We start from the raw sequence: 14,260 nt of genomic DNA on the forward strand, positions 1-14,260 counted from the left end.
TCTATAACAAATACTCAAAGCCGGAGGAATGGCAAGCGTTGGGGTCGAATTTGTGTGAGAGATCTTTCAAATCTCGGCGTGGAGCGTGCTCGACTGGAGGTCGAATCGCATCTGGTAGCGGTCGGCGCGATAATAGGCCTGGGTCAGCAGCATCGGCTCGCCATCCTTGTCGCGAAAGGCGCGGGTGATGCGCAGCAGCGGCGCCATCGCGTCGATCTTGAGCGCCGCGGCCATCGCCGGATCGGCTGAAACCGCGGCGATGGTTTGCGCCGCGCCACCGAACTCGCGACCGGTTTGTTGGACGAGGTTCAGGATCGGCGTCGCCTTCAGGCTCTTTTCGGTGATCATGAAGCCAAGCGGCTCGGGAACATGAGCGATGGTGAAGCCCAAAGGCTCGCCGTCGAGCCAGCGCAGGCGGACCGCGCGAACCACGCGCGTGCCGGGCGCGACACCCAACTGCGACGCGATCGGATCATGCACTTCCTCACGCGTCACCTCGAGCACGGTGACCTTGGTCTTGCGGCCGAAGGTCACCAGCGAATCGACCGCCTTGCCGATATCAGCCTCGATCGGGCGCACGGGCAGATTGTAGATGACGCGCGTGCCCACGCGGCGCTTGCGCTCGACGAAATGCTGCAACGCCAGCTCGTCCAGCGCGCGGCGCGCCGTGATGCGGGAAACCCCGAAACTGTCCGATAAATCCTGTTCGGTAGGGACGAGCGAGCCATGCGGGCGCGTGCCCGAAACTATTTCGTCGCGCAGCTGCACGAAAATCTGGTGATAGAGCGGGACGGCTGTCTTTCGATCGACGCTGGATACATCCCTGTTGCCGCCGATCATTCAATTTCCTTCCGCCCGAAACCGTTGGGTCGCGATACATGCTTGGCCGGGCAATGTCCGATCCCGCGGCCGTCCTTATAATTTGACAATGGCTCCTGTGGGAAGCCGCCAACTAGGCAAGACAGAAATTTGCTATAAAGATATAACTCTATAACAAATTGCTTGCCGCCCTTTCATCCCCGCGTAATATCCATACGTGGCAGCAAGGGAAGCGAAGATGGCGGCGGGCGGCACGACAGGCGAATTTCACGCGGCGGCCTCATCCGGCATGGCCGGCTGGACCCGGCTCCAGATCATGGTGGTTGCGCTCTGTACCTTGATCAACATGCTTGATGGCATGGATGTGCTGATCATCTCCTATGTGGCGCCGGCGATGGCGAAGGATTGGGGCGTCAGCTTCGAGATGCTGGGCGTAGTGTTCAGTGCCGGCCTGGTCGGCATGATGTTGGGTTCGATCGTGCTAGCGCCGCTGGCGGACGGAACCGGCCGGCGGCCGGTCGTGCTTGGCGCGCTGGTGGTGATCACGATCGGTGCGTTCGGTACCGGGCTCGTCCGCGAGCTCCCAGCCTTGGTGGTCTTCCGCCTGCTGACCGGGCTCGGTATCGGAACCTTGCTGGCTAGCGTCGCCGCGCTCGCGAGCGAATATGCGCCGCCGGGAAAGCGCAGCATCGCGATCGGCTGGTTCCAGGCGGGCTATCCGATCGGCGCGGTACTCACCGGCTTCGCCTCGATCTGGGCGATTCCTCAGTTCGGGTGGCAATCGACTTTGCTGGGCACCGCAGTGGTGAGCGCCGCGGTGCTGCCCTTCGCCTTCTTCCTGCTGCCGGAATCGCAGGACTTCCTCCAGAATCGCCAGCCCGCCGGTGCGCTGGCGAAGATCAACGCGTTGCGCGTCCAGCTGAATATGCCGCAACTCGATAGCTTGCCGCCGCCGCGCAGCCGCGGGGCGCTGCCGAAGCTTGGCCATCTGTTTTCCGGAGGACTTTGGAAATCGACGCTGACGCTCTGGCTCTCGATCTTCCTCGGCTATCTGGTGCTGTATTTCGTAACCAGCTGGATCCCGCGCCTCGCGACCGAGGCGGGGCTGAGCGCCGCCAATTCGCTGTGGGCGGGGTCGGTCTTCAATCTCGGTGGCATTGTCGGCACCACCAGCATCGGCTGGCTGGCGACGCGGCGCGACATCGGCTGGCTGATCCGCTGCTACATGCTGGTTGGCGCAGTGCTGCTGGTGGTGTTCAGCCAGTCCATGCCGCTCGCACTGGTGCTTGCGGTCGCGGTCGGCATGGGACTGGCGGTGCAGGGCGGCTTCAGCGGCTTCTATTCGCTGGCGGCGCAGATCTATCTGACCGAAGTGCGCAGTTCGGGTATCGGCTGGGCGATCGGTATCGGCCGGGGCGGATCGGTGATCGGGCCGCTGCTTGGCGGTTTCCTGCTCGGCCAGCAATTGCCGCTTTGGATCGTTTTCCTGTGCTTTGCGATCCCGCTCGCTTTGTCGGGCACGCTCGCCGCGCTGATCCGGGGGCGGTCGGACCTCGCCTGATGCGCCAGGACAGCGCGAAGATTGCGGCCGGCGTTGCGCAAAAGACACTTTCAGCCACTAATTCATCATAAATCTATAACAATTCGCTTGCCGACCCGCGCAACTCGTGATTTGATATGAATGCATAACAAATGAGGCCAGGTTCGCTCCCCGCGAGTCGATGTTTGGATCTCTAGGTGAAAGTCGCAGAGGCACAAACGAACCGGCCGATCGTGCCGCACAAAAACAGGGGGTTGATCATGACGCAACTGACCAAGCCAACGTCACGCGCGCTGCTTATCGCGGCGCTTCTGGGATCCGCCGCGCTGGCCGAGCCCGCCTGGTCTCAGGAGGCGTCGGATAACCAGGCGGCGAAAACGGCCACGGCCGAGGAATCGCAGGACGACGCTTCCGAAGGCGAGATCGTCGTCACTGCCGAGCGTTATGGTGGCACGGTTCGCACCACCCCGATTTCGGTGACCGCACTGAGCGAGGGGATGCTGGAGGAACGCCAAGTCCGCGACGTTCGCGATATCGCCAACCAGGTTCCAGGTATCACGCTGGCGCAGGCGACGGCTGGTTCGTCCCAGATGAAGATCGTGGTTCGCGGTGCGGGCACCGAGACCGGTGGCATTCGCGCGAACGGCACCGTCGGCGTCTATATCGACAATGTCATCCAGCCCCGGCCCAACGGTGCGTTCTTCGATTTCTTCGATATCGACCGCGTCGAGTTCCTGCGCGGACCGCAGGGTACGCTCTACGGCCGCAACACATCGGGTGGCGCGATCAAGCTGGTGACCAAGCGGCCCTCTTATGAATGGACCGGCGCGGCGCAGGTCGCGGTCGGCAATTATGAGGCGGTCGAGGGTAAGGGCTATGTCAGCGGGCCGATCATCGATGGCGTGCTCGCCTTTTCGGCCAGCGGCATCTACCGCAAGCGCGATGGCTTTGTGTATGGCATCCAGCATGGCGAGCGGATCGGCGATCTCGATCGGTCGGCGCAGCGCATCAAGTTCCTGCTCGAACCAGCGGCGGGGCTGACCTTCGAGCTTTCGGGTTATGCGATGCAGGACCGTTCGGACACCACCGTGCCCATCCCGCTAATCGCGCCGCTGGGAGTCACCGATCCCTATGCGGTTCCGGGTCGCGATCTGTCGGTCAACGAAGTCTACGCCAATCTGTATCAGCGCGTGTACCAGCGCGGCGCCAGCCTCAACGCGACCTATCAGGTCACCAACAACCTCGAGATCGGTTCGATCACCGGCTATGGCCGGCTGAACCAGGACAGCCTGGGCAATGACGGCTTCCTCACGCCCTCGCGTATCGCCGCCAATGGCGGCCGTCTGGTCGTCGCCAACCCCAATCGGGTGAAGTTCGACAGCGAGTGGTGGACCCAGGAAGTCAACCTCATCTACACCAGCGACCGTTTCAAGGCAGTCGCAGGCGTCTATTATTTCACGGAAACCGGGACGCAGCAGGGTGCTGCAGGCACCGCGCAGACTGACGACGCATCCAACAAAGTTGAGGCGCCGGCGATCTTTGCGCAGGCGACCTACACGATCGGCGGTGGTGTCAGCATCCTGGGCGGCCTGCGCTATACCAGTGAAACGACGGATTATTACGCGCTGACCATCGGTTCCGCAGCGGGGTCGCAGGTGGGGCACTCCACTTTCTCCTCACTCACGCCAAAGCTGGGTGTGAACTGGGAGATCAGCAGCAATCTGTTCACTTATGTCTCTTGGACCAAGGGCACGCGCAGCGGCGGTTTCAACTCGCGCGATCCGATCACCGCGGCGCTGACGCCGACGCCGTTCGGCGCGGAGTTCGTCGACAGCTATGAGCTCGGCGCCAAGATGAACTTCCCGAGCATAGGCTTCCGGCTCAACGCGACGGGCTATATGGCCGACTATAGCGATCTGCAGTTGAGCACGATCGTCCCGAACACCTCGTTCATCGTGACGCTGAACGCCGGTGCGGCGCGGGTATGGGGTCTCGAGCTTGAACCAAGCTGGCAGGCGACCACCGAACTCGAACTCTATGGCAATATGGCGTTCAACGACGGTAAATACACCAAGAGCTTCAACTGCACGAACCAATTTGGCGTCTGGGTCGATTGCACCAACAATGAGATCAAGGGCCTGCCCAAGGCCAAGATCAGCCTCGGTTTCCGTTATGCGCCGACGCTAGGCGATGGTTGGGGCAAGGTGACGATCGCCGGCAATTGGGATCACACCTCAAAGGTGTACAACAATATCTCCAACCAGCCCGCATTGGTGCAGACGGCGCCGCTCGATCTGTTCAACGGCTCGATCGGGTGGCGCAGCGAGGATCGCGTCTGGAGCGTCTCGCTCGAGGGACGCAATCTTGCCGACAAGCGCTACGTCTTGGCCGGCCTGCTGAGCGCGAACGCGACGCGGCCCGCAGTGACCGGCTATGTCGGTGAACCGCGCCAGGTGATGTTGCGCGTCGGGGTCTCCTTCTGATGCGAGTGGCAGGATCGTCGCACGGCGCGGGGTCACTTCGTGCGGCGGCCTTCCCGGCCTGTCTGGCATTGATGGGCATGCCCGCCGCCGCGCAGACGCAGACCGTGGGGCCGCCTTCCACCGACCAGGCGCCGCCCTTTGCGGTGCCTAAGGACGGATATGCGGTCGAGGGGCGGCCCGGGCCTCCGGGTTCCGGCTTCGTCCTTCATTACGATACCACCAAGGTGGGTTGGCAGCCGTTCGTGGCTCCGGGCTTTCCAGAAGGGTTGCGGCGGCGGCTGCTCAGCAAGTCGCCCAGCATGGGCGCGGTGGCGCAGATCACCTATGTGCCCGCCGGGTGGCGCCAGCCCGCAGGCTATGACGAAGTCGATAACGAGATCATGGTGCTCGATGGCGATCTGAGCATCGGCGACGAGAAGCTCGGCAAATATTCCTACAGCTATGTGCCCGCGGGCGTGTTGCGCGGGCCAGTCACGTCGCGCCAGGGCGCGGTGCTGATGCAATGGTTCAAGGGGGCGCCGCGGTTCGTGGCCTCGGCCAAAAGCAAGCGCGGCGCGCGCGAGAACAACCGGGTGCGCGACTGGAACAACTATGCGTCGGCCTGGTATATCGACAAGCCGTTTCCCGATTACCGGGTCGGCGGCAATTTCCCCGGCGCGCTTCACAAATTGTTGCGTCGCGATCCCGATACCGGCGAGATGACCTGGCTCAGCTTCGCGGCTAGCATTCCGGCCCCGTCCAGCGGCAAGCCGGGCAATTTCGGCGGGGGCTATGAAGTGCATCCCAGCTTCGAGGAGTATTATTTCCTCGAAAAGACCGATGACACCGTGATCGGCGAGTGCTTGGAACAGGGCGAAACCCCGGTCACCTATGGCAACGGCACCTATTGGTGGCGGCCGGGCGGCGTCGCGCATGGCGGGTCGCATGGCACGCCGCCCAATGCGCCGGGCTATTCGATCTCGATGGTGCGGACGGGCACCTCGCTCTGGGCCACCTACGTCACCGATTGCACCTACAAAACCGGCCTCGAGTATACCGGCAAGGGCTGGAAAAAGTACGATTACGATGTGCCGCGATACCGGGTGAAGCCATAGGCCCGATCGACCCACCATCTGACCAAGTTCAACTCTGGGGAGCTAACAATGCCGATAAGCAAGAGACTGCGAACGGGCCTCTCACTGTGCGGCGCGCTGCTGTTCGGAACGGAGGCGCTGGCCCAGGACATCCGCATCCCGCAGTCGCGGGACCGCTCGACCGAGTTTGTCGGCTTCGTCGCGCCCCGCAACCTGCACCTGCGTCCGCTGGTATTCGCCGGCCTCCCGCCGGTCGAGTATAAGCAGCTGAGCTTCGATGAGAAGACCGGTGCGCGGACGATGCTCGTCACCTTGCCGGCAGGCTGGACGCAGCCCTCGGGCTATCACAGCGCCGATCTTGAGATGTTCGTCGTTGAGGGCGGGATTAGTATCGGGGATAAGCCGATGGGCCGCTATGCCTATGCCTATTATCCGGCCGGCACCGCCCACAGCTTCGGCTCCAAGGGGGGCGCGACCGTCCTGTTCTTCTGGAGCGGCGCACCAGATTATGTGGCGAGCGCGACCTCTCGCGCGGGCGCCAAGCCGGGTGCGGTCGATGGCGCCGCCTATAACGACGTGCCGACGACCACCCCCGCCGTGCTGCCGAAGTTCCGCGACGAGCCGGTGATGAAGAACTCGCCGGTGCGGGTGAAGCTGCTCCGCGCCGATCCGGCCACCGGGGAGGCGACCTGGATCTCGACCGCGCCGGGCGGCTATCCGGTGATGAGCGGGGAGGGGCAATTGCCGCTCTGGGCGACCAGCAAGGGCTGGGAAGAGGGCTTCATGCTTGCCGGCGATTTGACGATCGCCGAATGCCTGCCCCAGGGGCAAGTGGCGGGCACCTATGCCCCCAACGGCTATTTCTTCCGCCCCGCCGGCATCGCCCATGGCGGCCTCAGCCATTTTTCCGACAGCTATTCGGTGTGGCTGTACCGCAGTGGTCCGGGAACCTGGAAGAGCTACGCCAACACCTGCGCCGAACCCGCCGGCGATGCCAAGTGAGGAGGGGAACCATCATGACGCGTAAATCGCACCTGACCCTGGCCCTGCCGGCCGGCTTGACCCTGCTCGCAGGCCCCGCGCTTGCCCAATCCTATGGCCCGCCCACGGTCAGCCAAGCGCCGCCTTTCCTCGTGCCCGCCAAGGGCTATGAGGTGGAAGGCCGCCCGGGACTGATGCACAACATCCCCAATATCGAGTTCGTGACGTGGGAGCCGTTCGCCGCCCCCGGCTTCACCACGGGCCTTTATCGCCGGCTGCTGAGCCAGTCGCCAAGCATGGAAGCGGTGGCGCAGATCACCTATGTGCCCGCAGGCTGGGCGCTGCCGGCGGGCTATGACGAAGTCGATAACGAGATCGTCGTGCTCGACGGTGACCTGGCCATTGGCGACGAGAAGCTCAGCAAATATTCCTACAGCTATATCCCGGCGGGCGTGTTTCGCGGGCCGGTGGCTTCGCGTCAGGGCGCGGTGCTGCTGCAATGGTTCAAGGGGACGCCGCGCTTCGTCGCCGCGAGCAAGGGAAAGAAGGGCGCGCGCGCTTACGCCCGGGTTCGCGACTGGAACCGCTATAACGAGGCCTGGTATATCGACGAGCCGTTCCCCGCGTACCGCACCGGCGGAAACTTCCCCGGATATCTGCATAACCTGATGCGCAAGGATCCGGATACGGGCGAGATGACCTGGATGACCTTCGTCTCCAGCATTCCCGCGCCGCCCAGTTCCAATCCCGGCAATTTCGGCGGCGGTGCCGAAGTACATCCCAGCTTCGAGGAATATTATATCCCCGAGGGCACCCGCGTCGCCACCATTGACGAACGGGGACCGACCCGCGCGGTCTATGGCGGCGAGTGCGTCGAGCAGGGCATATCCAGCTACAAAAGGGGCACGCGCGGTTATTTCTGGCGCGCCGCCGGCGTCGGCCACGGCACCGTTGCCCAGTCGCCTCCCGGCGAACGCGACGGCGACGGCAATCTGAAAAAGGGCAATGGCGAAGCGAACTGGGGCTGGACCCTGGTGCGCACCGGAACGCGGCTCTGGGCAACCTATGTCACCGATTGCAGCTACAAGACCGGGATCGAATATCTCAACGGCGAGTGGCGGAAATACGATTACAACGTGCCGCGCTACGAACCTCACGAATAAGTCCGCCGGGCGGAATTTCCTGCAAGCCTTCCGGGCCGCTTCGACGGCCCTTTTTTGCCTAAGCTGGATCGACCCGGTCGGCTCGATCAGAAATAGACCCAGGGGCGCCGGGCGCGGTCCTGTTCGCGAAAACGGGCGATCTCGTCCGCGCGGGTCAGCGTCAGGTCGATCGCGTCGAGCCCGCCGATCAGCATCGCCTTGGCCTCGGCGTCGATCGCGAAGGGCATCTCGCGTCCCGATGTGGTCGTCAGTATCTGGCGGGGCAGGTCGATCGTGATCGGGCCGTCCGCCTCGATTCCGTTCGCGTCGATCTCGACCGGGACGATGCCGTTGCGGACGCAATTGCCGCGAAAGATCGGGTTGAACGATACGGCGACGATCGCCCGAAACCCATATTCGGCCAGCGCCCAGGCGGCGTGTTCGCGGCTCGATCCGCAGCCGACATTGGCGCCCGCGAGCAGAATCCGGGCCTTTGCATAATGCGGATCGTTGAGCACGAACCCCGGATCGGGGTCGCGCGACCCCATCGCGGTGTAGCGCCATCCGGCGAACAGGCCGTCGGCCAGGCCGGTCTTGCCGACCGATTTCATCTCGCGCGACGGAATGATCGCATCGGTATCGATATTGTCGCGGATCAGCGGTGCTGCGATCGCGGTCAGGGTCGTGAACGGTGTCATGCGCCGGCCATCCCGCGCGGATCGGCGATATGGCCGGCGATGGCTGAGGCAGCGACGGTTTCGGGCGAGGCCAGGTGGGTGCGCGTGCCCGGCCCCTGGCGGCTCTCGAAATTGCGGTTGGTCGAGCTGATCACCCGTTCTTGCGGCCCGAAGCTCTCACCGCCAGCGAAGAAGCACATCGAACAGCCGGACTCGCGCCATTCGAACCCCGCGTCGCGGAAGACGCGGTCGAGCCCTTCCGCTTCGGCGGCGGCCTTCACGGCAGTCGACCCGGGAACGCAGATCGCACGGACGCCATCGGCGACCCGCTGCCCTTGCAGGATGGCGGCCGCCCTGCGCAGGTCGGACAGACGGCTGTTGGTGCACGATCCGATAAAGGCGGCGTCGATCGCCAGTCCCTCGATCGCCTGGCCGGGCGTGAGCCCCATATAGCCGAGCGCGCGGTCATAGGCTTCGCGCGCGTCGCGCGCCGCGACTGCGGCATGATCGGGCACCGGCCTGCCGAGCGGCACCGCCTGTTGCGGGCTGGTGCCCCAGCTGACCATCGGCGCGACGTCGGCGGCGTGGATGGCGAGTTCGGCATCGAACACCGCGCCTTCGTCGGTGGTGAGCCCGCGCCAGTCGGCGACCGCGCGATCCCATTCCACCCCGGCCGGGGCATAGGTGCGGCCCTGCAGATAGTCGAACACAATTTGGTCGGCGGCGATGAACGCGCTGAAGGCGGAGAATTCGGTGGCCATGTTGCACAGGGTCAGCCGCGCCTCCACGTCGAGCGCGCGCACTGCTTCCCCGGCATATTCGACGACATGCCCCTTTGCGCCGACCGAGCCGAAACGCTCGAGCAGGTGCAGCGCCAGATCCTTGGCGGTAACGCCCAGGCCCAGCCTGCCATTGACGGTGATGCGCATCGTCTTCGGCTTGCGGACGCGGATCGTGTTTGTAGCCAGCGCGTGCTCCGCCTCGCTGGATCCGATTCCCCAGGCCAGCGCGCCGAGCGCGCCCTGGCTGCAGGTATGGCTGTCGGGACAAACGAGGGTCAGGCCCGGCAGGACGATCGCCAGTTCGGGCGAGATGACATGAACGATACCCTGGCGCGGATCGCCGAGATCGAACAAAGTCAGCCCGGCGGCGCGCGCGGCGGCGCGGGTCGCGGCGATGAACTGGGTACCCGTGGGCATCAGGGTGGCGTCGGTGCGGCCGGGTCTCGTATCGACGACATGGTCCATCGTCGCGAAAACCTGCGCCGGCGCGACGACTTTGCGGCCCGCCTCGGCCAGGCTGTTCAGGGCGACTCCGCCGGTGCGTTCGTGCAGCAGCACCCGATCGACCAGCAGCAGGCCGGTGCCATCGCCCAGGTCCGCCACCAGATGATCGGACCAGATCTTCTCGAATGCGGTGCGAGGGGTCATTCGGCGAGGGCAGCCCGGGTCAGTTCGGCGATATCCGCTTCCGCGAGCCCGATCTCGCGCAGGATGTCCGCGCCGTCCTGATCGATGGCGGGGATATCGTGACGCAGCGCGGGCCGCTTGTCGTCGAAGGCGATCGGCAGGGCTGGCAGGCGGGTCTGCTCACCGCCGGGAATGGTGACATCGACCAGCCCGGCGCCGGCTACCAGGTGCGGATCATCGAACAGCTCGTCGGGCCGCACGATCGCCGCGAAAGGCAGGCCGATCGTTTCGAGCCTTGCGATAAGCTCGGCCCGGGTCAGCGTCCTGAACAGTTCGCGGACCCGGGGCAATAGCGTATCGCGCGCCAGCACCCGCTGATTATTGGTCGCATGGGCCGGGTCGGCCGCCAGCGTCTCGAGCCCGAACGCCTGGCAAAAGGCCTGCCATTGGCCGTCGCTGACCACCCCGACGAACAATTGCTCATCGGTATTGGCGGTTTCGAACACGTCATAGATCGCCCAGGCAGAAACCCGCACCGGCATCGGCGCGGCGGCTTCGCCGGTCACTGCCTTCTGCGCCATGTGCTGGCCGACCAGGAATGCCGTCGTCTCGAACAGCGAGCATTTCACTTCGCCGCCCTGGCCCGTGCGGTGGCGCCGTTCGAGCGCGGCGAGAATCCCGATCACGCCGAACATCCCGCCGGTGATATCGATTACCGATGAGCCGGCGCGCAAGGGGCGTCCCGGCGGCCCGGTCATATAAGCGAGGCCGCCCATCATCTGCGTGACTTCGTCCAGCGCGGTCCGGTTTTCATAGGGGCCCGCCAGGAAGCCCTTGGCCGAGCAATAGATCAGCCGCTCGTTGCGCGCGCGCAGCGCCTCATAGCCCAAGCCCAGCCGATCGAGCGTGCCGGGCCGGAAATTCTCGATTACGATATCGGCGCGCTCCGCCAGCCGCCGCGCCGCATCCAGGCCCTTCGCGCTCTTCAGGTCCAGGCAGATGCTGCGCTTGTTGCGGTTGAACATCGGGAAATAGCCTGCGCCCGATCCCAGCAGCCGCCGCGTTTGGTCGCCACCGACCGGCTCGACCTTGATCACGTCCGCGCCCAGATCGGCGAGGATCACGCCGACTGCGGGACCCATCACCATATGCGAGAATTCAACAATCCTGATGCCGGCAAGCGGCAGCGTCTGTTCGCCCATATATCCTCGAATCCGCCTCTTTCCCCGACGTTAGACTCGCATTTGATATAAATATATAACAAAAAGATGCCAATATGGTTTCTAGCTTCGACCCGCAACGGTCGGAAGCTTGGGGCGGAAAATGGGGAACAAGCGGCTGCGCCTTGAGGCGGTAACGGGTTCGATCAGGACGGGGCTCTGGCCGCCAATAGCGATTTGCGGGAGGTGACGCGGTGTAAGGTGGCTTCACCGGATCGAGCATCGTGCATGACGAAACGCGTCCATCGCGCCGACGCGCTTCGGCGGCGCCGATTGCACGAAAGATCTGACTGTGAACGCAAAATGGCAGGGGAGCTCGGATTCGAACCGAGGGCCTTCGGTTTTGGAGACCGACGCTCTAACCAGCTGAGCTACACCCCTGTGCGGTCCGCGCCTTTAGCGGACGGTGGGGCGGGGGGCAAGGGCTAGTCTTGCGGCATCTATGTCGTCTCGCCAGGCTCTGTGCTTGATCGATATCGAGGCGGCCGCCCGATCGCCCTAGGCGGCGACGCTGCCGCCCATCGGACGCATCGCCAGCGCCCGCGCTTCGTGGACGGGCAAGGGCCGGCCGAAATAATAGCCCTGGACCTTGGTGCAGCCCAGCGCCTGGACCATATGGTGCTCTTCCTCGGTCTCGACGCCCTCGGCGGTGGTCGCCATGCCGAGGCTGTCGGCCAGCGCCACGACGGCGCGGATGATCGCGATCGCTTCCTTGGTGCCCTGCGACGCGCCCTGGACGAAACTGCGGTCGATCTTGATCGAGCTGAAACGCGTGCGAGCGAGATAGCCGAGCGAGGAATAGCCGGTGCCGAAATCGTCGAGGCTCAGCCGGATGCCGAGATCGAGGATCTTCTCCAGCACCTGGATCGCCATCGTGCCCTCATGCATGAAAACGCCCTCGGTGACTTCCAGCTCGAGCCGTTCGGGCGGCAGGCCCGACTGCGCCAGCGCCTGCGCGACGATGCCGACGAAGGCCGGGTTGTGGAGCTGCTCGGGGCTGACATTGACCGCGACGCGGACCGGCAGATCCCAGCGCGCGGCTTCATCGCAGGCGGTCCGCAACACCCATTCGCCGATGGGCGCGATCAGGCGCGCCTCCTCGGCCAAAGGCACGAACTTGGCGGGTGAGACATTGCCGAATTCGGGATGCGTCCAGCGCAGCAGCGCCTCGAACCCGGTCAGCTGACCCGAGTCCGCATTGACGACCGGCTGGTAGTTGAGGTGCATCTCGCCATTCTCGACCGCCTGGCGCAGCGCGATTTCGAGAACGCGGCGCTCCTCGGCGGCCATGTGGAGCTGGGGCTCATAGGCATGGAAGACGCCGCCGCCGGCATCTTTCGAACGATAGAGCGCGAGATCGGCCGAGCGGATCAGCATCTCGGCGGTGCGACCGTCGCGCGGGCCGGTGGCGAGGCCGATCGAGCAGCCGATATAGAGCGTGTGCTGATCGACTTCATACGGGTCGGAGAGGGTATCGACGATCGCCTGCGCCAGCCGTTCGGTGCGCGCGGTATCGGTCGAATCGCGGACGACCACGGCAAACTCGTCGCCGCCGAGGCGCCCGATCATCTCGTTCTCGGTCATCAATTTCTTGAGCCGCTCGGAGACCCGGCCGAGCAGACGGTCGCCCATCGGATGGCCAAGCGTATCGTTGACCGCCTTGAAACGATCGAGATCGATCATCATGAAGGCGCAGCGCGAGCTCCATTTCTCGGCATCGGCCATCGCCGCCGCGAGCGTCTCGTTGATCAGCAGGCGATTGGGCAGGCCGGTCAGCGTATCGTAGCGCGCCATACGGTTGATCTTGTCGGCGGACTTGCGCGCCTCGGTGACGTCCGAGCCGACGCCGCGAAAGCCGCAAAAGCCGCCGCCATCATCATAGCGGGGCGAGGCGGACATTTCCCACCAGCGCTCCTCGCCTTGTACCTGCACCGGCAAGAGGAGGCCGTGGAATGATTCACGTGCCTTCAATTTGCCGGCGAGCTCGCGCAGGCCGGCGGCGAAATTGCCGGCTTCCCAGGTCGGCCCCGCCAGCACCTGGAGGAACGGCGTGCCGTTGATCGTCTTGGGATCGGCGCCCAGCGACACCGCGAAGCGCGGGTTGGCGCGGATGACGCGGCGCTGCGCATCGATTTCCCACAGCCAGTCGGCGTCGGTATCTTCGGTGGTTTCGCGCAGCAACAGGCTGAGCGTCTGATCGCGTTCGGATATGCCGATCTCGCCGGCGCGGATGACGACCAGCGCCTTGCCGCGTCCGAAGGTGGCCATGATCAGCAGCACGGTGAACAAGGCGGCGGCGGCGGCGAGCACCGGCGACGCGATGAAGGCGAGCGCGGTTACGATCGACGCGCCGACGATCGAGACGAAGGCGATCGTCGCCAGCGGCAGGGCAGCCATCGCCACCGCCGACGCGGTCATCAGCAGCGACAGGATGATCCATAGGCCGAGCGCGGCGCTGGCATCGACCGAATGCCCGAAGGCGAGCGGCGGGATCGACCAGACCGCGCCCAGTGCGATCCCGTCCAGTACCGTGTCGCGGACGTCGCGTAGCGTCGCGGTGACGGCGGTGCGATGGCGCTTGCTGAGGCGGCGGAACGCGACCGCGACGCCGACGGCGGCGGCCAGCGCGCTCCAACTGGCAAGCTGCCATAGCGGCACCAGCGGGGCGAGGATCAGCGTGATCAGCGCGGCGCCGATCAGATTGGCGGCGAGCATGAACAGGGCGAGTTGACTGCCGGCGTGCATCTGCGCGGCCCGGATCGGCCCCCAATCGGTGGTATCGGCCGGGTCGTAAAGGCCAAGCAGCGCACGCGCATCGATGCGCGGCCTGGCGAATTGGGAAGTCGTCTGGCGTGTCACGCTACGGAATGTACCGGAGCGGAGGTTAGCGAGTGGTTAGGTTCAGGTGGTGGGTGT

10 protein-coding genes and 1 tRNA gene are annotated in these 14,260 nt (G+C 64.7%); 5 read left to right on the forward strand and 6 right to left on the reverse strand.

All coding sequences use genetic code 11. The annotated features are described in order from the left end of the window. Positions 1-66 precede the first annotated feature (66 nt). Positions 67-840, reverse strand: coding sequence for a GntR family transcriptional regulator (locus KF730_RS06345; protein ID WP_294093070.1), 774 nt, complete (start codon positions 838-840; stop codon positions 67-69). 196 nt (positions 841-1,036) lie between these two features. Here KF730_RS06345 and KF730_RS06350 point away from each other — a divergent pair, with 196 nt between their 5' ends. From KF730_RS06350 to KF730_RS06370, 5 genes are all read left to right on the forward strand, one after another. Next, positions 1,037-2,380: an MFS transporter gene (locus KF730_RS06350; RefSeq protein ID WP_294093073.1), complete on the forward strand. Its 1,344-nt coding sequence runs from the start codon at positions 1,037-1,039 to the stop codon at positions 2,378-2,380. A 239-nt stretch (positions 2,381-2,619) separates the two neighbouring features. After that, positions 2,620-4,842 (forward strand): TonB-dependent receptor, encoded by a 2,223-nt coding sequence (locus KF730_RS06355; RefSeq protein ID WP_294093075.1) that lies wholly within the window; start codon positions 2,620-2,622, stop codon positions 4,840-4,842. Further along, positions 4,842-5,936, forward strand: a complete 1,095-nt coding sequence (locus KF730_RS06360) for a DUF4437 domain-containing protein (protein ID WP_294093077.1) — start codon at positions 4,842-4,844, stop codon at positions 5,934-5,936. The genes KF730_RS06355 and KF730_RS06360 overlap by 1 nt, the downstream gene beginning before the upstream one ends. A gap of 48 nt (positions 5,937-5,984) precedes the next feature. Beyond that, positions 5,985-6,917, forward strand: coding sequence for a DUF4437 domain-containing protein (locus KF730_RS06365; RefSeq protein ID WP_294093079.1), 933 nt, complete (start codon positions 5,985-5,987; stop codon positions 6,915-6,917). Positions 6,918-6,931: 14 nt separating this feature from the next. Beyond that, complete coding sequence (locus KF730_RS06370) at positions 6,932-8,059, forward strand: DUF4437 domain-containing protein (RefSeq protein WP_294093081.1); 1,128 nt, start codon at positions 6,932-6,934, stop codon at positions 8,057-8,059. Between the two features lie 86 nt (positions 8,060-8,145). Here KF730_RS06370 and leuD read toward each other — a convergent pair whose 3' ends face one another. The 5 genes from leuD to KF730_RS06395 all read right to left on the reverse strand — a co-directional run bounded on the left by leuD (position 8,146) and on the right by KF730_RS06395 (position 14,203). After that, positions 8,146-8,736, reverse strand: a complete 591-nt coding sequence (leuD, locus tag KF730_RS06375; protein WP_294093083.1) for a 3-isopropylmalate dehydratase small subunit — start codon at positions 8,734-8,736, stop codon at positions 8,146-8,148. Next, positions 8,733-10,145, reverse strand: a complete 1,413-nt coding sequence (locus KF730_RS06380; protein WP_294093085.1) for a 3-isopropylmalate dehydratase large subunit — start codon at positions 10,143-10,145, stop codon at positions 8,733-8,735. The genes leuD and KF730_RS06380 overlap by 4 nt, the downstream gene beginning before the upstream one ends. After that, on the reverse strand, positions 10,142-11,326 hold the full coding sequence (locus KF730_RS06385; protein WP_294093086.1) for a CoA transferase: 1,185 nt from the start codon (positions 11,324-11,326) through the stop codon (positions 10,142-10,144). The genes KF730_RS06380 and KF730_RS06385 overlap by 4 nt, the downstream gene beginning before the upstream one ends. A 322-nt stretch (positions 11,327-11,648) precedes the next feature. Then, positions 11,649-11,725 (reverse strand) — tRNA-Trp (locus tag KF730_RS06390). Between the two features lie 117 nt (positions 11,726-11,842). Continuing rightward, positions 11,843-14,203 (reverse strand): GGDEF and EAL domain-containing protein, encoded by a 2,361-nt coding sequence (locus tag KF730_RS06395; RefSeq protein ID WP_294093088.1) that lies wholly within the window; start codon positions 14,201-14,203, stop codon positions 11,843-11,845. Positions 14,204-14,260: the final 57 nt, after the last annotated feature.

Source organism: Sphingomonas sp. (assembly GCF_019635515.1).
Classification (GTDB): domain Bacteria; phylum Pseudomonadota; class Alphaproteobacteria; order Sphingomonadales; family Sphingomonadaceae; genus Sphingomonas.